This window comes from Leifsonia sp. PARNA 1/14 (assembly GCF_055720965.1).
The window spans coordinates 77383-95777 of record NZ_JBVQSP010000006.1 but is presented as its reverse complement, the minus strand read 5'-3'; the positions used below and the strand labels follow the sequence as shown (position 1 = coordinate 95777).

Sequence of the window (18395 nt, the reverse complement as noted above, 5' to 3'; positions counted from 1 at the left end):
TCTCCTCACAACTCGAGCGCCGAAAGCGCGAGGCCGAGGGCCGGATCCGGCCCCGCCGAGGCGCCTCCCAGTTCGGCCGCGCCGCGGGCTTTCGATCGGAGCTCGATGAGTCTGTCGTGCCAATACGCCTCCAGCGACACCCGGTGCGGAGCGGTGAGATCCGGGCTCTTCGCGGCTGCCTGGAGGAGCGCCAGATAACTGGCCCGGAGGACGGCGTTGCGTTGGTCGTCGATCGCGTTCATGGCGTTGTCGCGCGCGGTCCGCCACAGGGGCTCGATCGAGAGCCGGCTGACGTCGATGTCGGCAGCCGGCACCCGGTCGACACTGAAGAGCACGAAGTCGGCCGAACGGAACGGGACCCAGGCGCCATCGACCTGGTGGACGAGGTCGTCGTCTTTGACGAACAACGAGCGACGGTCCACCGTGGGGCCGGCTGCGACGGCCGCGTAGTACGACGTCCGCACCGGCGAGAAGGTGACCTGACGCGCGAAGAGAGGGCCGTCGCCGCCGGTCAGCGCGTTGACGCCGTCGACGACCACCCGCGCGACCGATGCGAACGGTGTCAGGCCGCTCAACAGGTCGAGGGCCTTGGTCGCTCCTTCGACGATGTTCAGCAGGGGGCCGATCCGGTCCTCCCTGGCCACCTTCTGGAGCGAGATGGTCACGGTGAGGTTCGGGTCGGCGAGCGGGTGCGGCCCTGCGACGACAGGGCCGACGATCTCGGGATTGGCGTCAGCCGGTACGCCGAGGGCGTCGATCAGCGACGGCCCCACCACGGCGGGCTTCGTCACTTCCTGTCCGTCGTACGAGTACTGCGTCGCGACGACCAGGACAGGCGCGTACTTCTGGAACCAGGTCTTGTCGCGAGCCAGGTTGATGCGGTGCACGCGTACACGGAAGTAGTCGACGCCTTTGATGAGTTCGCTTCCTTCTCCGCCGTCCGGTGGCTGCGGATAACGCAGCCAGAGCGGAGGCTGCGTGGAGGAACTCACGAGGCCGGCGATCCAGCCCGACAGATCTCCCATGACCACCCCGCGTTCGCCACGTGTGTACGCGCGGCCTCACCCCGCTGAGATCGCGAACTCTTGGGCGGCATACTGGCACGACCTGCGACCGGCGGCAAGACGATCGTCAGCCCGCCGGCGCCGAGCGGGCCGCTGCGGATTCACGTGCTGCGGCGCCCGAGCACCAGCGCCTCCGCCCCGCTCTCGAACCAGCGCCCCGCCGCAGGCCCGCCGTAGCAGGGGCCGTCGCTCGCGCCCGGATGCTTCACCCAGAGCAGCGCGTCGAGCTTGGCCGTAGGCGACTCGGTGATCTGCGGGTTCTGGCCGAGCGCGGCGCCGGGCGGGTTGCACCAGTCGCCCGTCCAGCCGTTGCCGTTGCGTGAGACGTCGATCACGAAGTGCTTCCAGCCGACGCGCGACGACACCTTGCCTGCGTAGTCGCGCTCGACCGGTGTGGCGTCGAAGTTCGAGACGTTGGTGAAGAAGCCGCGCGCGTCGGCGATGCCTGCGGCCTTCAGGTACGTCGCCTGCACATCCGGGGTGAGCCAGCGGGCGTTGCCGCCGTCGAGGTAGGTGGTGAGTCCGGCCGTGGCCAGTATGCTCACCGCGGAGCGGAGCAGCGGGAGGCGGGTGTCCGCGACTCCCGCGCACTTCGAGCTCGGCAGCATGGAGAGGGAGTCCGGCTCGATCAGGACGACGGCATGGCTACCGGTCAGGGCGGCGGCGATCCGACGGGTCCAGTCGAGGTACTGGTCGGGCGTGAAGCCGCCGGCGGAGAAGCCTCCGCAGTCGCGGTCCGGGATCGCGTACGTGACGAAGACCGGTGTCGCCCCCTGCGCGGCTGCGGCGCGCAGATGCCGCTGGATCACGCTGCTCAGCAGGGCGGGACCGTACCAGTCGCCCAGCCAGACGGCCGTGGGACGGCTCGCGATCTGCTCGATGAGCGCCGCTTTCGCGGTGTCGCCGGAGGCGGCCAGCCGGTCGGCCTCCAGCCGGGCGTCGCTGGTGGGGTCGACGTAGAGCCGGCTGCCGAACGCCGGGTCGCCGGCCGGGGCCGGGGCCGGGGCGGCAGGCGGCAGGGGCGTCAGGAGCGCAGTCGCAACCAGAGCTGTGCCCAGCAGTGCGATGAGTGTGCGCATACCCGCACTATCGGCTCGTTGCGGCCGGAAGTCAGTCGTCTGCGCAGATCCGAAGCGTGAGGATCCCCGGCTGATTCGATAGACGCACTCGGGCGGCACTCACGGGGCCGGGTGAACCGCGAGGGAGTCGCCGGAGGCGGGCTCGGCCGCGACCGCCCAGCAGTACCACGCGACGATCGTCCGGTAGGGGCGGTAGACCTCACCCGCCGCCTGGAGCTCCTTCGGGGACGGGGTGGGCACTCCCCATCCGCGGCCGTACCCCTTGCGGACAGCCAGGTCGCCGATCGGCCACACGTCCAGACGGTGGAGGTGGAAGATCAGGAACATCTGCGCAGACCACGGTCCGATCCCGCGGACGCGCGACAGCTGGGCGATCACCTCGTCGTCGCTGAGCGCGTCCAGGGCGGCGGTGTCGAGCACGACGTCGCCGTCGACGACCCGCGACGCGAGATCCCGCAGCGACAGCACCTTGTTCTTCGAGAGCCCGACCCGGCGGAGGTCCTCGTCCGTCAGGGCGAGCATGCGCTCGGGCACCACGTCGCCGAGCGCGGCGACGAGACGGCCGTGGATGGCCGTCGCTGCAGCCCCGGCGATCTGCTGGTAGCAGATGCCGCGGACCAGCGACGCGAACGGGCTCTCGAACGGGATGGGGAAGTGCGGGATGCCCAGGTGCTCGTACAGGCGGGCGATCACCGGGTCGCGCGCGCCGAGCTCCGCCGCCGCCGTTTCGAGGTCGCCGGTCTGCAGCATCAGGTCGAAGTCCCGTCGCTCAGTGCCCGCACCTGGGCGAGCAGTTGCTCGGCGACGGTGTCGAACGGCTCGATGCTCGCCTGCGCGCGGCTGAGGATGACGCCTCCCTCGCTCCCCGCGATCAGCAGCGTGGCCGCTCCGGGCGCCGCGGCCGGCGTCACGCCGCCGAGAGTCAGCAGCTCGGCCAGCAGCTCGGCCCACCCGCGGAACACGTCGCCGGCCCGCCGCAGCAAGTCGTCGGAGTCCGCCGCGACCGTGACAGCGACGGCGGAGCAGCCGACACGGAACTGCGAGACGATCAGGAGGCTCCGCCACCCGCCGATGAACGTGGAGGCGACGTCGACGGCCGGCTTGCCGCGCGCGGATTCGATGAGTGCGTTCGACTTCGCTCCCTGGAGTTCGAGGGCCTGGGCGACCAGGCTCGCCTTGCCGTCCGGGAAGTGATGGTAGATCGACCCGCGCGGGGCCCCGGTGAGGGCGACGACCTCCGAGAACGAGGTCTCTTGGAGGCCCTTCTCGGCCAGCAGCCGGGCCGCGCCTTCGATCATCCGCGCCTTGGCGTCCGAGCCCATCCATCGGCCTTTCGTGTCAGGAGGTGTTGACTATGACGGTCATCATACTCCACACTGGTCGCGCTGACCCGGATTCGAGGAGTTGATTCCCATGCCCATGATCGACGTCTACGCCACCGCCGGAACGTTCTCCGACACGCACGCGCTCGCCCGCGCCCTCGCCGACACCCTCAAGGTGATCGAGCAGGTGCCCGACATCCCCCTGTTCCGAACGAACACCGCGGCCTTCGTCCACGACCTTCCCGCCGGCGCGCTCTCGAACGTGGGCGGCGACTCGAACTACGTGCGTGTGCAGGTGCTCACCAATGCCGGCGCCCTCGACCGCGCCAAGCAGCTCGCCGTGGTCGAACAGTTCACGGCTCTCGTCGCGGAGGCCGCGGGCGACCCCTCGGTCACGGACCGCACCTGGGTGCTGCTCACCGAGGCCGTCGAAGGCGGCTGGGGGCTGGGAGGTCACGCCGACACGAACGAGGAGCTGGTGCTCGCGGCCCGCGCGCAGATCGCGGAGCTGAAGGCGGCGGAGCGCCTCAGATGATCGTGAGCGCGTCCATCGTGGGTGGCCCGACGACCGAGATCCCGGATACCCGACACGCCTCAGCACCGCTCATGTGCTGCCGTTCGGCGTACCCGGCGGGAGCGCTCCCGGCGTCGCCGAAGATCGCGATGGCCGTAGCTGCTCCCGTCGTGTACGCGGAGCCGTAGAAGATTCCGTCGAAGCCGTTGGCATCGAGAACCTGGGCCCATTCCTGCGGGATGCCGTAGTCGGACCGCGTCACCAGCTCTCTGACGACGCCGTGGTCGACGGCCCGCGCACTGCTCACTGCGGCGCATCGATAATCGGACGGCGTGGTGATGACCGAGACGATGAATGAATCCGCCATTTTCCGCGATACCACGCGACTGGTGATGATCTGGTCGCGGAGCTTCTCGCGGACCGCGGTCCGCATCCTCGTCGCGGCGTAACAGGTGCCGCGCTCGACGTGCAGATTGAACCTGCCGTACATACTGCTGTCGAACCACCAGGCGCTCCGGCGCGGCGCGTGCGCGCGGAAGATCTTCGACGTCGCGTGGAGCTGCCGGACCGGGAACGCTCGGTAGTCGCGAGTGCGGTCGGGCGGCCCTTGGACCGCCGTCACGCGGCCCAACTCACTGCCGCGAGCTCGGCGTCGTGGACCACGCCCGCGATATCCCCGTCGGCGAGCCGCTCGATGTTCCGACGCGTCGGGGGCTCCGCACCCTCAGCGACGACGACGGCGGTCCGGTCCGGAACGGGCGTATTCAGCCACTGCGCCCACGTCCAGGGATCGTCCCGCGCGCCGAGTCGGAGAGCATTGAGCACCTCACGGAGCCCTCGCACCAGTGCGCCGTCGACGACCTGGAAGGCGGGATAGACGTAGTGGCCGTCCGAGGTCTCCAGGCGAAGCAGGCGGCGCTCACCGGCCGCCTTCGACAGCGCGGCACGACTCATCCGGAGTTCGCGCTGCAGCGAACCGCTCGAGTAACACGGGCCGACGATCTGGGGCCACGGGCTCGCGACCGGCAGCCGACTGACCAGCTGTGCCGCCACGTCATCCGCATCACCGAGCTGTATCAGCTCGGCGCCCTGGTCGACCAGCTCGAGGAGCCGGACTCGAACCGCGTCCGAGATCTCGTCTGCACGATGCAGCTCTACGTCCCGCGCGGACTTGGGCGGACGCTCGGGAGAAACGGTACTCATGGATGACCTCCAGGCGCGTCAACTGCGTCAACTCACATTAGCGCCGATGTGTCAACCATGTCAACCGCGTCTGTGAGCGCTCGGTCGCGCGACCGAGCCTCACGCGTGGAACGCGGGGATGACCAGGTAGATCCCGTAGAGCACCGCCGCGGCGCCGATCGCGATGCACGCCCAGGCTCCGATCGTCGCGACGACGGGTCGTCGTGGCGCGGGTCCGCCATCCGGCGTCGCGCCCACCGCGAGCAGTCGCAGGCCGAGCGAGTAGAAGAACACCACGACGACCGTGACCGTCAGGGCGACGACCGTCACGAGCGCGAGGGAGCCCCAGTGGACTCCGAGGAACTCGGCGCTCGACGATTGCTGCGCTGCCGTGCTGAATGCGTCCATCGTTCTCAGGCCTCCGTGGTGGCATCGGCGAGCTCGTGCTCGGGTTCGGGCGCTTCCTCCGTGACGTTGCGCCGGTTCACCGGCGATCGGCGCGCGAGGAGGACGAAGCCGACGCCGGCGACGAGCCCCAGGAGCGCCACGATGAGCAGCCCGAGGAGGCTGCTGTTCGCCAGCCAGGCGGCGAGGCCGCCGACGACGGCAGCGGCAGGCAGTGTGATCACCCACGCGAACGCGATCCGGCCGACGACCCCCCAGCGGATCGATGCCAGCCTCTTGCCCAGACCGGCGCCGATGACCGAGCCCGACGTGACCTGCGTGGTGGAGAGCGGGAACCCCAGCGACGACGAGATGAGGATGGTGGAGGCCGAGCTGGTCTCCGCGGCGAAACCCTGGGCCGGCTGGATGTCGGTGATCCGCTTTCCGACCGTGCGCATGATGCGCCATCCGCCGCTGTAGGTGCCGATCGCGATCGCCAGACCGCAGCTGATGATCACCCAGAGCTGCGGCGGGGTGTTCGCCGACTGGTACCCGGCCACGATCAAGGTGAGGGTGATGACTCCCATCGTCTTCTGGGCGTCGTTGGTGCCGTGTGCGAGGGAGACCAGCGAAGCGGAGACGGTCTGCGCGTGACGGAACCCGATCTGCGATCCCCGTACGCTCGCCATGCGTGTCACCCGGTAGGCGATGAAGGTCGCGATCAGCGCGACGCCGCCGGCGATGAACGGAGAGAGCAGCGCGGGCACGACGATCTTGGTGAGGACGCCTCCGAAGTTCACGGCGCTCAGCCCCGACCCGATGATCGCGGCGCCGATCAGACCGCCGAAGAGGGCGTGCGTCGAGCTCGACGGCAGGCCCAGCCACCAGGTGCCGAGGTTCCACAGCACCGCGCCGACCAGGCCGGCGAAGATCATCGCGACCGTGATCTGCGGGACGCCCTTCGCGTTCTCGTTGAGGATTCCCGAGGACACCGTCTGGGCCACGGCGGTGGAGAGCAGTGCCCCGACCAGGTTGAGGATGGCCGAGATCAGGACGGCGACCCGCGGTTTGAGGGCGCCGGTCGCGACGGAGGTCGCCATGGCGTTCGCCGTGTCGTGGAAGCCGTTCGTGAAGTCGAAGGCGAGCGCGATCGCGACGACGAGGAGAACAGGGATGAGCACGTCCATGCGGCGAAACCTAGACCGGGTGCTGCGGGAGCTCACCGCGGCGAGATGAACTGCGGATGAACTCCCGGTGCGGGCCCGGGCCTCCGCTATTCGTCCGCGTCGAGGCTCTTGCCGCGCATGACGATCAGCGGGTCAGGACGCGTGACCACGGCGGGGTCCTTGCCGTCGTAGTCGAACTGGCCGAGGAAGTATCGCATCGCGTTAACGCGCGCACGCTTCTTGTCGTTGGAGCGGACGATCGTCCACGGAGCGTGCCGCTTGTCCGTGCGGCGGAACATCTCCTCCTTGGCCGCCGTGTACTCATCCCATTTGTCGAGGGAGGCGATGTCCATCGGCGACAGCTTCCAGCGGCGCACCGGGTCGAGCTGACGCATGGCGAAGCGGGTGCGCTGCTCGGTCCGCGAGACCGAGAACCAGAACTTGGTGAGGTGGATGCCCGAGTCGACGAGCATCTTCTCGAACGCGGGCGCCTGCGATATGAACGACTCGTACTCCTCGTCGGTGCAGAATCCCATCACCCGCTCCACGTTCGCCCGGTTGTACCAGGAACGATCGAACATCACGATCTCGCCGGCCGTGGGCAGGTGCTGCACGTAGCGCTGGAAGTACCACTGGCCGCGCTCACGGCTGTTGGGCTTGGTCAGCGCGACCACCCGTGACGTGCGGGGGTTGAGGTGCTCGGTGAACCGCTTGATCGTGCCGCCTTTGCCCGCCGCGTCGCGTCCCTCGAAGACGATGACCGCGCGGCGGTCGTTGTCCTCCAGCCAGTACTGGAACTTCAGCAGCTCCACCTGAAGCTGGTACTTCTCGAGCTCGTACTGCTCGCGCGTCATCCGCTCGGAGTACGGGTAGCCCTCCTGCCAGGTGTAGACCGGGTTGCCCTCGGGGTCGATCAGGTCGGGGTCGGGAGTGTGCCCGCCCTGCACGGTGTAACCGGCCGTCCGCAGGTACTCGATGTACTCGCGGAGGTCGTCGTTGGGGAACTCGCCCGTCATCGGTCCTCCTGATCGCCGCGTGGCCCGGTGCGCGCCTGCCGGCCTCGCAGCCGGGAGTGTACGCGACCCAGGTGTACGGCCGATACTACGGACGTCCGGCGAGCGCTTCGGGAGCGGGCGGGTGACCCCGAAGGGTCTCCCGCCCGCTGCTCTCCTGCTCGACGACGGCTGCACGCCGCGGTCCGGGTCAGGCCACCTGACCGGTGGCGAGGAACTCGATGAGCAGCTCGTTCACCCGCTCGGCCTCGTCGTGGTGCACCCAGTGGGATGCTCCCTCGAGGCGCTCGACGGCGACCAGGTTCGGTACGTCCTCCGCGTGCGGCTCGGCCAGGCCGGCACCCAGGAAGCGGTCCTCCTGGCCCCAGATCACGAGAGTGGGTGCGGTGACGGTGAGGACCTTCTGCTTCGACCCCAGCCGCACGGCCGCGCGGTAGTAGTCGATCATGCCCGTCGCGGCGCCGTCCTGCGACCAGGCCTCACGGTACCGGTCGAGCTCGTCCTCGGTGTACGCGGGCTGCGCGTCGCGGAAGAAGCGGGCGAAGAACTTCCAGTCGTCCTTGGCCGCGTGCCGTTCCGGCGTGCCCATCAGCTGGAAGTAGAAGAAGTACCAGCTGCGCTCGAGCTGACGCGGGCTCTTCAGGCCCTCGTTGAGCTTGCGCGGGTGCGCCGCGTTCAGGATGACGAGCCGCTCGACGACCTCCGGCGAGTTCATCGCCAGCGTCCAGGCGATGGAGCCGCCCCAGTCGTGGCCCACGACGGTCGCGGTCTCGCTGCCGAGTGCCCCGATCAGCGCCGCGATGTCGGCGGCCGGCTTGTCGGCCGTGTAGTCCTCGAACGCCGACGGCTTCGACGACAGGTTGTAGCCGCGGAGGTCGGGTGCGACGACCCGGTAGCCCGCCGCTACGAGCGGCGCGATCTGGTCGCGCCAGCCGTACCAGAACTCCGGGAAGCCGTGCAGCAGCAGGACGAGCGGGCCGGTGCCGGCCTCCACGTAGTGCAGTGTCACGCCGTCGGCGACCTCGGCGAAGCCGTCACGGAGGTCGACTCCGATGCCGAAGGCCGAGCGGGCGGTGGTGGTTGCGGTGGTGTTCATGATGGATCCCCTTTCCTGAGATCTCGTTTCGATGTCACCCATCGTGATCGTCGGCTCGACCCGTCGCGCCCGGGTGACCCCCGGGTGACACCCGGGTCTGCGCCCGTGCGGGTCCCTTGCCAGCGGGAGGCCGGATCCCTAGGGTCGGAAGCGGCGGTGGGTCATGACGATCGAGGAAGAGCGCCGTGCGTTGCGGGGCAGGAGCGACGAGACCGCACGGCTCGACCGGCTTCTGGCGCTCGCCGCCTCCGGCCGGAGCGACGTGCTGGTGCTGCGCGGCGAGGCGGGCGCCGGTAAGAGCGCGCTGCTCGACTACACCGCACAGCGTGCGGCCGGTTTCACGGTCGTGCGCGCGGGCGGCGTCGAGTCGGAGGCCGAGCTCGCCTACGCGGTGCTCCAACAGCTGTGCGCACCGTTCGCCGACCGTGTCGCCGGGTTGCCGGAGCCGCAGTGGCAGGCGCTCGGCACAGTGTTCGGCACGAGGAGCGGGGAGGCGCCCGACCGTTTCCTGGTCGGGCTGGCCGTGCTGGGGGTGCTTGCGGAGGTCGCCGAGTCGACACCGCTCCTCTGCGTCGTCGACGACGCCCAGTGGGTGGACACCGCGTCGCTGCAGACCCTGGCGTTCGTCGCCCGGCGGCTCGGCGCCGAGCGCATCGGGATGCTGTTCGCGGTGCGGGATGCGGAAGAATCCGGTGGTGCGGCGCCGGCTGTGACCGGGATCGACGACCTCCCCGCGCTCGAGCTGCGCGGCCTCGCCGACGCCGATGCGCGGGCCCTCCTCGACTCGGTCGTCGCCGGCCCGTTCGACGAACGGGTGCGCAGCCGGATCCTCGCGGAGGCCCGCGGCAACCCGCTCGCCCTCCGCGAGCTCTCGCACGACCCGGACGCCGTGGACGCGTCCGCCGGTGATGGCCAGGCCCTCACCGACCGGATCGAGCGCGGTTTCGCCCGGCGGCTCGACCCGCTGCCTCCGGAGACACGGCGGCTGCTGCTGATCGCAGCCTCGGACCCGTCCGGCGACGTGGCCCTTCTCTGGCGCGCCGCCGAGGTGGTCGGCATCCCGGCCGACGCGCTCGTGCCCGCCCGGGAGGCCGGGCTGCTGGAGCTCGGCGCACAGGTGCGGTTCCGGCATCCGCTGATGCGGTCGGCGGTCTCGCATTCGGCGACGGAGAGCGAACGGCGTGCGGCGCACCGGGCGCTGGCGGACGCCATCGTCGACCCGGCCGACCAAGACGACCGGGCCTGGCACCGCGCAGCGGCCACGACGGGCCTCGACGAGGAGGTCGCGACCGAGCTCGAGGAGTCGGCGGACCGGGCGTGCGCGCGCGGCGGGTGGGCAGCGGCGGCCGCCTTTCTGACACGAGCGATGGAGCTCACGCCCGACCCCTCCCTCCGGGCACGCCGGGCGCTCGCCGCCGCCGACGCGGGGATGCAGGCGGGCGACGTCGACGCGGCTCGCGCGATGCTCGCCGCCGCAGCCGCTGGGCCGCAGTCCGAGCAAGACCGGGCGCGGGCCCAGCTGCTGGGCGCCCGGCTGGCGTTCGCCTCCACCCGGGGGAGGGAGGCGCCCGCGCTGCTGCTGAGCGCCGCGCAGCGGTTCGAGACGCTGGACGCGAGCACGGCCCGCGACACCTATCTCGAGGCGTTCACGGCCGCGCTCTTCGCCGGGCGGCTCGCCGACGGCGGTCACGCCCTCGACGCGGTGGCGTCCGCGGTCGCGGAGGCGCGCTGGAATGGCGCCGGAGAGGGGCCATCGTCGGCGTGCGTGCTGCTGCTCGGCGGCTTCGCGCGGCTGGTCACGCACGGCTACGCCGCCGGCGTGCCGCTGCTGCGCGAGGCGCTGGACACGATGCGCGCGGATCCGCTTCCGGACGCGGACGCGTTGCGGTGGCTGTGGCCGGCCTCCCGCGCTGCGCGCGCCGTCGGCGACGACATCGCCTGGATCGAGCTGACCGCCCGGAATGTGGACCTCGCCCGCCGGTCGGGCGCCCTGAGCATGCTGTCGATCGCGCTCACGGAGCGGTTCACCGTCGAACTCTTCATCGGCGACCTCCCCGCCGCGCTCGCCGTGGCCGCCGAGGCGGACGCCGTGACCTCGGCGACCGGTCACGGGATGAGCCCGCACATCGCGTTCCTCCGTGCCGCCTGGGGTGGTGGCGAGGCCGAGGCCAGGGCGATCCTGGACGCGAACCGCTCCGACGCTGCCGCTCGCGGGGAGGGACTCTGGCTCGCGGGAACCGAGCTGACCAGCGCAGTCTTCCTGAACGCATTCGGCCGGTACGACGAGGCACTGGAGGTCGCCGAGCGCGCCGCCGCCCATCCGTTCGAGCTCGGACTGTCGACGTGGGTCTACCCGGAGCTGGTCGAAGCGGCCGCCCGCAGCGACCGTACCGGCAGAGGCGCGGAGGCACTCGCGCGCCTCACGGAGATCACGGAGGCTTCCGGAACCGACTGGGCGCTCGGAGTGCTGGCCCGGTGTCGAGCGCTCCTCGCCGGCGACGCCGACGACGCCGGCGACCCCGAGGCTCTCTACCGCGAGTCGATCGACCGCCTCGCCCGCACCCGCATCCGCGTCGCGCTGGCGCGCACGCAGCTCGTCTACGGCGAATGGTTGCGCAGGCAGGGCCGCCGCGTCGACGCGCGCGACCAGTTGCGGGCCGCGCACGAGTTCTTCCGCGAGGTCGACATGGAGGGTTTCGCCGAGCGCACCCGCAGGGAGCTCGCGGCGACGGGGGAGACCGCCCGAGCCCGGACGGTCGACACGGTGAACGACCTGACGGAGCAGGAGGCGCTCATCGCCCGGCTCGCCGCGGACGGCCGCAGCAACCCGGAGATCGGAGCGCAGCTCTTCATCAGCCCGCGCACTGTCGAGTGGCACCTCGGAAAGGTGTTCACCAAGCTCGGGGTGACGACTAGGAGGGAGTTGCGGACCGACGCCGTGGGCTCCCTCGCGCGGGGCCTGGGTTCGGCGTGAGGCGGGGCCGCGTCGTCGGGAGCCGTGCGCTCGCCGGTCAGCCGGGCTTCTCCGCGCTATCGTGGTCGCCGCGGCGAACGAGCGAGTGCTGAAAGGGTGACGCGATGAGGGCAGCGGTGCTGGGCAGCATCAACATCGATCTGGTGGCCTCGGCGCCGCGCCTCCCCAACCCCGGTGAGACGGTCTCCGGTCGCGCGTTCCGCCGCGAGGCGGGCGGCAAGGGCGCCAACCAGGCGTCGGCGGCGGCCCAGCTGGGCGCCGACGTCGTGATGTTCGGCGCGGTCGGTCCGGATGCCGATGGCGACCTCGCGCTCGACACGCTCCGCGCGGTCGGGGTCGATGTCGAGAACGTCCGGCGCGTCGAGGAGCCCACGGGCGTCGCCCTGATCGTGACCGACGACGCGGGCGAGAACCAGATCGTCGTCTGCGCGGGCGCGAACGCGGAGGTCGTCGCGCCTGCCGGTGAGCACACGTTCGAGGTGCTGGTCGCGCAGCTCGAGATCCCGGTGGAGGTGGTGGAGGCCGCGTTCCTGGCGACCGATGCCTTCACCGTGCTGAACGCCTCCCCGGCACGCGACCTCCCTCACGCGCTGGTGCGGCGGGCCGACCTGATCGTGGTCAACGAGCACGAGTACGCGGCGATGGAGTCGCTGCGCGCCGCGCGCCGCGTGGTCGTCACGTACGGCAGTGCAGGGTCCGCGCTGTTCGAGAACGGCGAGCGCACGGCCGCGGTGCCCGCGATGCCCGCCACGGTCGTCAACTCGGTCGGCGCGGGCGACGCCTACTGCGCGGCCGTCGCACTAGGCTTGGCGGCCGGCGCCGACCCGCGCTCGGCGCTCGCGACCGCCTCGGCGGTCGGCGCGGCGGCGGTCGCCGACCCGGCCTCCCAACCGGCTCTCCTCCCGCTCCACGACTACGAGGCGATGACATGACAGCTCCGCTCTACCTCGACTGCGACACCGGGATCGACGACGCGCTGGCGATCGCCGTGCTGCTCCGCGCCGGCGCCGACCTCGTCGGGATCGGCACGGTGAGCGGCAACGTCTCCGCTGCGGTCGCTGCCCGCAACACCCTCCATCTGCTCGAGCTCGCCGAAAGGACCGACATCCCGGTCGCGATCGGCCGGCACGACCCGCTGAACGGGCGGTTCGGCGGCGCCGCGGCAGACGTGCACGGATCGGAAGGCCTGGGCGGACTCGTCGTCCCGGAGCCGCTGGCACAGCCGGTCGCGGCGACGGCGGTGGAGCTGTTGCTCGGCCTGTCGCACCGTCACGCGGGGGAGCTCGACATCCTCGCCATCGGTCCGCTGACGAACCTCGCGGAGGCGCTCGCCGTCGACCCGACCCTCCCCGAGCGCATCCGCCGGGTCACCATCATGGGCGGCGCCGTCGAGGTGCCGGGGAACATCACTCCGATCGCCGAAGCCAACATCTTCAACGACCCGGAGGCCGCCGAGATCGTCTTCGCCGCTCCGTGGACGATCACGCTCGTGCCGCTGGACGTGACCATGGACCACGTCATCACGGCGGAGGAGGTGCAGGGTCTCGCGGCGAGCGACGACCCCCTCCTGCACGCGGTCGCCCTGGCGTTCGAGCTGTACCTCGACTTCTACGCCGGCGTGTTCGAGAGCCGGAGCGCGGCCCTCCACGACCCGCTCGCGGCGCTGGTCGCGCTGGAGCTGCTCCCCGTCACCGGCCGGCTCGACGGGCCGATCACCGTCGAGACGGAGGCCGGTGCGGGGCGTGGGAGGACGGTCCGCGGAAGCGGGGGCAGCGAGCGTCCCGTGCACACGGCCGTGGTCGCGACCGAGCCCGCGGCGGCCGCGATCCTGGCAGTGCTCGGCCGCTCCGGAGGCGCCTGAGAATCCGTGCAGCTCACGTCGGGTGCGGAATTCCGACGGCTCCTCCCGGTTGAAGACGTCATGACCAACGTAGGAATCATCGGAGCCGGCCACATCGGCATCGCACTCGCCCGCACCTTCATCCAGCACGGCTACACCGTCACCATCGCGAACTCGCGGGGTCCGGAGACGCTCGCCGACCTCGTCGCAGAGCTCGGCCCGTCCGCGACCGCGGCGACCGCCGCCGAAGCCGCCGCGGCCGGCGACTTCGTCGTCGTGACGGTGCCGCTGAAGAGCTACCGTGACATCCCGGTCGCGCCGCTGGCGGGCAAGATCGTGATCGACACGAACAACTACTACTTCGAGCGCGACGGTCACATCGCCGAGCTCGACGACGGGACCGCGACCGTGTCGGGGCTGCTGCAGGCGCACCTGCCGGAGTCGAAGGTCGTCAAGGGCTTCAACCACATCGGCGCCCGCGACATCCCGACCACCGGCTCGCCCGCCGGGACGCCGAACCGCCGAGCCCTCGCCACTGCGAGCGACTTCGATGACGCCGCCGCGCTAGTGACGTCGATCTACGACGAGTTCGGCTTCGACACCGTGAACATCGGCCCGCTCTCGGAGAGCTGGCGCGTCGAGCGCGATCGCCCCGCCTACGTGGTCCGGCAGAACCGCGAGGAGCTCGAGGCCAACCTGGCGAAGGCGCCGCGGACGATCTGAGGTCGTCGCGGCGGCGCATCACGCCGCCGCGCGGACTACTGCCGCGCCGTCCCGGTGGCCAGGAACGCCGTGCCGAAGCACAGCTCCCTCCACCCAGGCTCGGCCAGGCCGTCCCGCACCGCCGCGCGGATCCCCTCCCACGGCCGGCGCGCGATCCACTCGTCGAGGGAGGCCGACGTGCCGACGACGGCGACGCCGAGGCGGGACATCCACGCGGGCGTGCCGGAGGGGAGCTTCAGGTCGAGCACGGCGAGGCGCCCACCGGAGGCCAGTGCGGCAGCGGCGTGCGCGACCGCCTGTCCCCGCCCGGGAACCTGGGTCAGCGCGTAGGTGGAGAGCACCGCGTCCACGCCCGTGGGGAACACGAACCCCGCCGCATCGGCCTGGACGAGACGGACGTTGTCCCAGCCGTTGGCCCCCACGCGGGCGCGGGCGCGGGCGAGCATCGCGTCGGTCAGATCGACGCCGATGATCCGCCCCTCCGGGCCGATCGCCCGCTCCAGCAGCGGAAAGTTCAGGCCGGTGCCGCAGGCGAGGTCGACCACGGTCGCGCCGACGTGCAGGCCCAGCGCGCGCACGGCGAGCAGGCGCTGCCCGTGCTGCGGATAGCCGGGCACCGGCGACAGCCGGGAGGTCACGTCGTAGTGCGCGGCCTTCCTCCGGTATGTCGCGATCAGGCGCTCCCTGGTGCGGTCGGCATCGGTCGTGCGGTCGGCGCCGGTCACGGCGACCCCGTTCCCGCCTGGACGTCGGCCTCGACCGCCGCGCGGATGCCGGTCATCTCGAGGTCGCTCACGCGCTGGATCTGCGCCTGGAGGGCACGCGCGGGGTAGACGCGCATGACGTTCGCGAGGTCGACCTCCACCCACATCATCGCGGCCGTGCCGCTCTCGCCCACCGGGACGAACTCCATGCCCCAGCGCGCGACGGACGTGCCCATCGTGCCGGCGAACGCCATCGCGTTCGGCTCGTCGACGGCCGTAACGCGTTCGGTCCGACGATGGTCGAACCCCAGGTCGTGGGCGCGCTGATCCACCCACGCGCCCGCCTGCAGGGAGCCACCGCCGCGGATGCGGCACTCGAGCACCGTGGGTGCCCACTCCGCCCAGCGCGCGACGTCGCACAGGTACGCCCATACCGTGTCGATGCCGGCGGCGATGATGATGCGGCTCTCGGTCCGGATGGTGTGATGCCGCGAGCCGGTGGTCTCGGTCGTGCTGCTCTGGTCGGTGCCGTGCTTTATGGTGCTGTGCCTGATGCTCATGGACCGACGGAGGCTGCGGCGTCCAGCTCCGGGCGTGCGGCCTCCGACCTCCTCAGTGGGTTACACGAGGTGGCGGCGTGCACGGTTCATTCGGCGCGCGGGACGCGCACCCGCAGTGCGCCGGGGTCGACCCGCGTGCGCAGCGCCGAGACGCGGCCGAACAGGTCGCCGTCGAGCTCGACGTCCTCCGGTCGGCTCAGCTTCACGATGAGCTCACGGCCCTTCAGGTAGTTCATGGCGCGCACCTCCTTGTCCGCTCCCATCAGGCGTCGGCCCGCACTGGTGCGCCGGAGGACGCCGTTCTCCCAGAAGATCTTGACGATGATCCGGACCCAGCCGGTGAAACCCTCCGGGCGAACGACAACGATGTCGAGGAGGCCGTCGTCGACCGCGGCCTCCGGCAGCAGCAGGATGTTGGCCGGCAGCGAGCCGCAATTGCCGATGAGCACGGTGTGGGCGTGCATCGAGTGCGTCCGGCCTCCGTCGAGCTGGAAGCGCAGCCGCAGTTCGTTCCTGTCGCGCAGCACGGTGCCGATGGCCTTCACGTAGGCGAGCCAGCCCGCCTTGGCCTTGAGGTCGTCGTCGGTCGCTGCGATCATCTGCGCGTCGATCCCGAGGCCGGCCATGACCAGGAACACGCGCTTCTCGGTGCGCTCGCCGTCGCGGAGCTCGGCGATGCCCACGTCGATGGGCCGATCCTCACCGTCGAGAGCGGTGTCGAGCGCGTGATCGACGTCGTCCAGCGTCAGGTCGAGGTTGCGGGCGAGGAGGTTGCCCGTGCCGGACGGCAGCAGCGCCAGAGGTGTGTCCGTTCCGCTCAGCTCCTCCGCGACGGTGCGCACCGTGCCGTCGCCGCCCGCGGCGATGACGACGTCGACGCCCTGCTCGAGGGCCTCCCGGGCCTGACCCGTTCCCGGATCGTCCTCGGTGGTCTCCAGCCAGAGGGTGGCCTCCCAGCCGTGCCTCCGCTCGGCCGCCTCGAGCGCGTCGCGCAACGCGGCCGCGTCCGTCTTCACCGGGTTCACCACGATCGCGGCCCTGCTCATCCGACTCCCCTCGACATGCTGACAGTGACAGTACGCCCGCGCGTGGCGTTGGCAATTCCGGAGGCGCGGGCCGAGCCGCCGCCGCACGGCGCGTTACTCCGGAGATCGTCGCCAGCGGCGGCAGGACCTCCGGAGTTGCTCACGCCGGCTGCATCCTCTGCAACTCCGGAGATACACCGCGATCCGGATTGATTCTCCGGAGTTGATGAACAGACACGCCGGGCGGCCGGTGGATCTCCGGAGTTGCCGACAGTACTCAGTCGCGGTCGGCCAGTGCGGTGAGCCGGGAGAGGAAGGCGACGACGGTCCGCGACCGCTCCGGGCCGAGGTCCGCGGCCACGTCGAGCAGCCGCCGGTGCATCGCGGTGAGCGTGTGCCGCACCTCCTCGTCGGCGCCCGGGGTCGCCCGGATGGTGATGCTGCGCCGATCGCTCGGGTGCGGATGCCGCGAAACGTGCCCGGAGGCGGTCAGCCGGTCGAGCATGGCGGTGACCGAGGACGACTTCATCCCGAGATGGGCGCCGAGCTGAACTGGCGTCGTGTACCGCTGCTCCTCCTGCGCCTTGAGCAGGAATTTCAACGCGCGGAGGTCGGCCTCGCCCATGCGCATCGACTCGCGCGTTCGCCGCCGCATCGCCTGTTCGGCCGTGCGGTACTCGCGCAGGGACGCGATGACGCGCACCGCGTGCGGGGGAGCAGTGTCGAACCAGGGCTTGTCGGTCATCGGGTCGATGATAATCGCACGCGCGCGTCAGTCCGCTGTGCGGGCCTTCGCCTGTTCCACTCTCGAGGCCGGGTTGTCGATGTGGTCGACGGCGTCGCGCAGCCGGTCCATGAACTCGACGACGGTCTCCGCGTCCTCCGGGGTGAGGCTCGAGGCGACCTCCACGAGCTCTTCGCGCACGTCGCCGAGGATGGCCTTGTGCAGTTCGCTCGTCGGCACCGTCGGGATGATGATCAGCGCCCGGCGGTCGAACGGGCTGGGCTCGCGCCGGATGTGCCCGGCCTTCTCGAGTCGGTCGAGCAGCACGGTGATCGACGAGCTCTGGATGCCGAGGTACTCGGCGAGCTCGCGCGGCCCGACCGTCATCCCGTGTTCGTGTGCACGCAGGAGGTAGCGCAGGGCCGAGATGTCGTTCTCGTTCATGCGCATCGTCTTCTCGGATCGACGCTGCATGGCGCTGTCCGCGGCCCCGTAGGCGCGGATATGCTCCAGCACATCGATCGCCCGTTCGCGATCCGTCTCGGCGCTGTACCAGTAGTGGGGCGCCGGACGCTTGTCGTCCGTCGTCATGGATCAAATGATAGACCAGCTACAAGCTAGAGGTTCTAGCGACCGGCGGTCGCCATCTGGCGGGCCATCGGCCGACCTCGGCGCTCGCGGTATGCGCCCAGGTTGGTCGGCTCCTCGGTCACGAGCATCCCGCTCGCTCGGCTGGCCATCTCGACCATGCTGTTGAGCCAGGCGTCGTTCAGCCGCCCGGGATCGGCCTGGTCGAAGTCGTAACGGATCGGGATGGCGTTGTCGATCCACAGCGAGATGCGGGCCGAATCGGAGGCGTCCTGCGGGACCCAGCTGAGGAGGAAGGGCTCGCGGCGCCGCAGTTTGAGGGTCAGCGCGGCTTGCAGGTGCGCCAGCGTCCTGTCATCGAAGGTGAAACTCTCGCGGTCGTAGGTCAGCGTTCCCATCGCTCTTCTCCTTCGTTCTGGTGGGGCCGCGATGAGCCT

21 protein-coding genes are annotated in these 18395 nt (G+C 70.8%); 5 read left to right on the top strand and 16 right to left on the bottom strand.

Annotated features, from left to right (window positions below; all coding sequences use genetic code 11):
- Nucleotides 1–5: 5 nt before the first annotated feature.
- The 4 genes from AC0HS0_RS16110 to AC0HS0_RS16095 all read right to left on the bottom strand — a co-directional run bounded on the left by AC0HS0_RS16110 (nucleotide 6) and on the right by AC0HS0_RS16095 (nucleotide 3465).
- Nucleotides 6–1025, bottom strand: a complete 1020-nt coding sequence (locus tag AC0HS0_RS16110) for a hypothetical protein (RefSeq protein ID WP_472965128.1) — start codon at nucleotides 1023–1025, stop codon at nucleotides 6–8.
- Nucleotides 1026–1165: 140 nt separating this feature from the next.
- On the bottom strand, nucleotides 1166–2143 hold the full coding sequence (locus tag AC0HS0_RS16105) for a glycoside hydrolase family 6 protein (RefSeq protein WP_472965127.1): 978 nt from the start codon (nucleotides 2141–2143) through the stop codon (nucleotides 1166–1168).
- Nucleotides 2144–2242: 99 nt separating this feature from the next.
- Nucleotides 2243–2893: a DNA-3-methyladenine glycosylase family protein gene (locus tag AC0HS0_RS16100; RefSeq protein WP_472965126.1), complete on the bottom strand. Its 651-nt coding sequence runs from the start codon at nucleotides 2891–2893 to the stop codon at nucleotides 2243–2245.
- Nucleotides 2893–3465 carry a TetR/AcrR family transcriptional regulator gene (locus AC0HS0_RS16095; protein WP_472965125.1) on the bottom strand — a complete coding sequence of 191 codons (573 nt, stop codon included), beginning with the start codon at nucleotides 3463–3465 and terminating at the stop codon, nucleotides 2893–2895. Before AC0HS0_RS16095 ends, AC0HS0_RS16100 begins: the two co-directional genes overlap by 1 nt.
- 91 nt (nucleotides 3466–3556) lie before the next feature.
- Between AC0HS0_RS16095 and AC0HS0_RS16090 the strand changes: the two genes are divergently transcribed.
- Nucleotides 3557–4000 carry a tautomerase family protein gene (locus AC0HS0_RS16090; protein WP_472965124.1) on the top strand — a complete coding sequence of 148 codons (444 nt, stop codon included), beginning with the start codon at nucleotides 3557–3559 and terminating at the stop codon, nucleotides 3998–4000.
- On the opposite strand, the gene AC0HS0_RS16085 is transcribed toward AC0HS0_RS16090, so the two are convergent.
- The 6 genes from AC0HS0_RS16085 to AC0HS0_RS16060 form a co-directional block, all read right to left on the bottom strand.
- On the bottom strand, nucleotides 3993–4601 hold the full coding sequence (locus tag AC0HS0_RS16085; protein WP_472965123.1) for an RES family NAD+ phosphorylase: 609 nt from the start codon (nucleotides 4599–4601) through the stop codon (nucleotides 3993–3995). The two genes, AC0HS0_RS16090 and AC0HS0_RS16085, sit on opposite strands and share 8 nt — an antisense overlap.
- On the bottom strand, nucleotides 4598–5182 hold the full coding sequence (locus AC0HS0_RS16080; protein WP_472965121.1) for a hypothetical protein: 585 nt from the start codon (nucleotides 5180–5182) through the stop codon (nucleotides 4598–4600). The genes AC0HS0_RS16085 and AC0HS0_RS16080 overlap by 4 nt, the downstream gene beginning before the upstream one ends.
- A gap of 99 nt (nucleotides 5183–5281) precedes the next feature.
- Nucleotides 5282–5569 (bottom strand): hypothetical protein, encoded by a 288-nt coding sequence (locus tag AC0HS0_RS16075; RefSeq protein WP_472965120.1) that lies wholly within the window; start codon nucleotides 5567–5569, stop codon nucleotides 5282–5284.
- Between the two features lie 5 nt (nucleotides 5570–5574).
- Nucleotides 5575–6732, bottom strand: a complete 1158-nt coding sequence (locus AC0HS0_RS16070; protein WP_472965119.1) for an inorganic phosphate transporter — start codon at nucleotides 6730–6732, stop codon at nucleotides 5575–5577.
- Between the two features lie 86 nt (nucleotides 6733–6818).
- Nucleotides 6819–7727: a polyphosphate kinase 2 gene (gene ppk2, locus AC0HS0_RS16065; protein ID WP_472965118.1), complete on the bottom strand. Its 909-nt coding sequence runs from the start codon at nucleotides 7725–7727 to the stop codon at nucleotides 6819–6821.
- 187 nt (nucleotides 7728–7914) lie between these two features.
- Nucleotides 7915–8820: an alpha/beta fold hydrolase gene (locus tag AC0HS0_RS16060; protein WP_472965117.1), complete on the bottom strand. Its 906-nt coding sequence runs from the start codon at nucleotides 8818–8820 to the stop codon at nucleotides 7915–7917.
- A 163-nt stretch (nucleotides 8821–8983) separates the two neighbouring features.
- On the opposite strand from AC0HS0_RS16060, the gene AC0HS0_RS16055 reads away from it, so the two are divergent.
- The 4 genes from AC0HS0_RS16055 to AC0HS0_RS16040 all read left to right on the top strand — a co-directional run bounded on the left by AC0HS0_RS16055 (nucleotide 8984) and on the right by AC0HS0_RS16040 (nucleotide 14357).
- Nucleotides 8984–11794 carry a helix-turn-helix transcriptional regulator gene (locus AC0HS0_RS16055; protein WP_472965115.1) on the top strand — a complete coding sequence of 937 codons (2811 nt, stop codon included), beginning with the start codon at nucleotides 8984–8986 and terminating at the stop codon, nucleotides 11792–11794.
- 104 nt (nucleotides 11795–11898) lie between these two features.
- The gene (locus tag AC0HS0_RS16050) at nucleotides 11899–12726 is read left to right on the top strand and encodes a ribokinase (protein ID WP_472965114.1); all 828 of its coding nucleotides are present in this window, start codon (nucleotides 11899–11901) and stop codon (nucleotides 12724–12726) included.
- Nucleotides 12723–13655: a nucleoside hydrolase gene (locus AC0HS0_RS16045; protein WP_472965113.1), complete on the top strand. Its 933-nt coding sequence runs from the start codon at nucleotides 12723–12725 to the stop codon at nucleotides 13653–13655. Before AC0HS0_RS16050 ends, AC0HS0_RS16045 begins: the two co-directional genes overlap by 4 nt.
- Before the next feature lie 60 nt (nucleotides 13656–13715).
- Complete coding sequence (locus AC0HS0_RS16040) at nucleotides 13716–14357, top strand: NADPH-dependent F420 reductase (protein ID WP_472965111.1); 642 nt, start codon at nucleotides 13716–13718, stop codon at nucleotides 14355–14357.
- A gap of 35 nt (nucleotides 14358–14392) precedes the next feature.
- On the opposite strand, the gene AC0HS0_RS16035 is transcribed toward AC0HS0_RS16040, so the two are convergent.
- The 6 genes from AC0HS0_RS16035 to AC0HS0_RS16010 all read right to left on the bottom strand — a co-directional run bounded on the left by AC0HS0_RS16035 (nucleotide 14393) and on the right by AC0HS0_RS16010 (nucleotide 18356).
- Nucleotides 14393–15082: a class I SAM-dependent methyltransferase gene (locus AC0HS0_RS16035; RefSeq protein WP_472965110.1), complete on the bottom strand. Its 690-nt coding sequence runs from the start codon at nucleotides 15080–15082 to the stop codon at nucleotides 14393–14395.
- Complete coding sequence (locus AC0HS0_RS16030) at nucleotides 15079–15621, bottom strand: SRPBCC family protein (RefSeq protein ID WP_472965109.1); 543 nt, start codon at nucleotides 15619–15621, stop codon at nucleotides 15079–15081. The genes AC0HS0_RS16035 and AC0HS0_RS16030 overlap by 4 nt, the downstream gene beginning before the upstream one ends.
- A gap of 86 nt (nucleotides 15622–15707) precedes the next feature.
- Nucleotides 15708–16667 (bottom strand): diacylglycerol/lipid kinase family protein, encoded by a 960-nt coding sequence (locus tag AC0HS0_RS16025; protein WP_472965108.1) that lies wholly within the window; start codon nucleotides 16665–16667, stop codon nucleotides 15708–15710.
- Nucleotides 16668–16923: 256 nt separating this feature from the next.
- Nucleotides 16924–17391, bottom strand: coding sequence for a MarR family winged helix-turn-helix transcriptional regulator (locus tag AC0HS0_RS16020; RefSeq protein WP_472965106.1), 468 nt, complete (start codon nucleotides 17389–17391; stop codon nucleotides 16924–16926).
- A 27-nt stretch (nucleotides 17392–17418) separates the two neighbouring features.
- Entirely contained in the window at nucleotides 17419–17961 is a 543-nt protein-coding gene (locus AC0HS0_RS16015; RefSeq protein WP_472965105.1) for a MarR family winged helix-turn-helix transcriptional regulator, read from the bottom strand.
- A gap of 35 nt (nucleotides 17962–17996) precedes the next feature.
- Nucleotides 17997–18356, bottom strand: coding sequence for a DUF7882 family protein (locus AC0HS0_RS16010; RefSeq protein WP_472965103.1), 360 nt, complete (start codon nucleotides 18354–18356; stop codon nucleotides 17997–17999).
- Nucleotides 18357–18395: the final 39 nt, after the last annotated feature.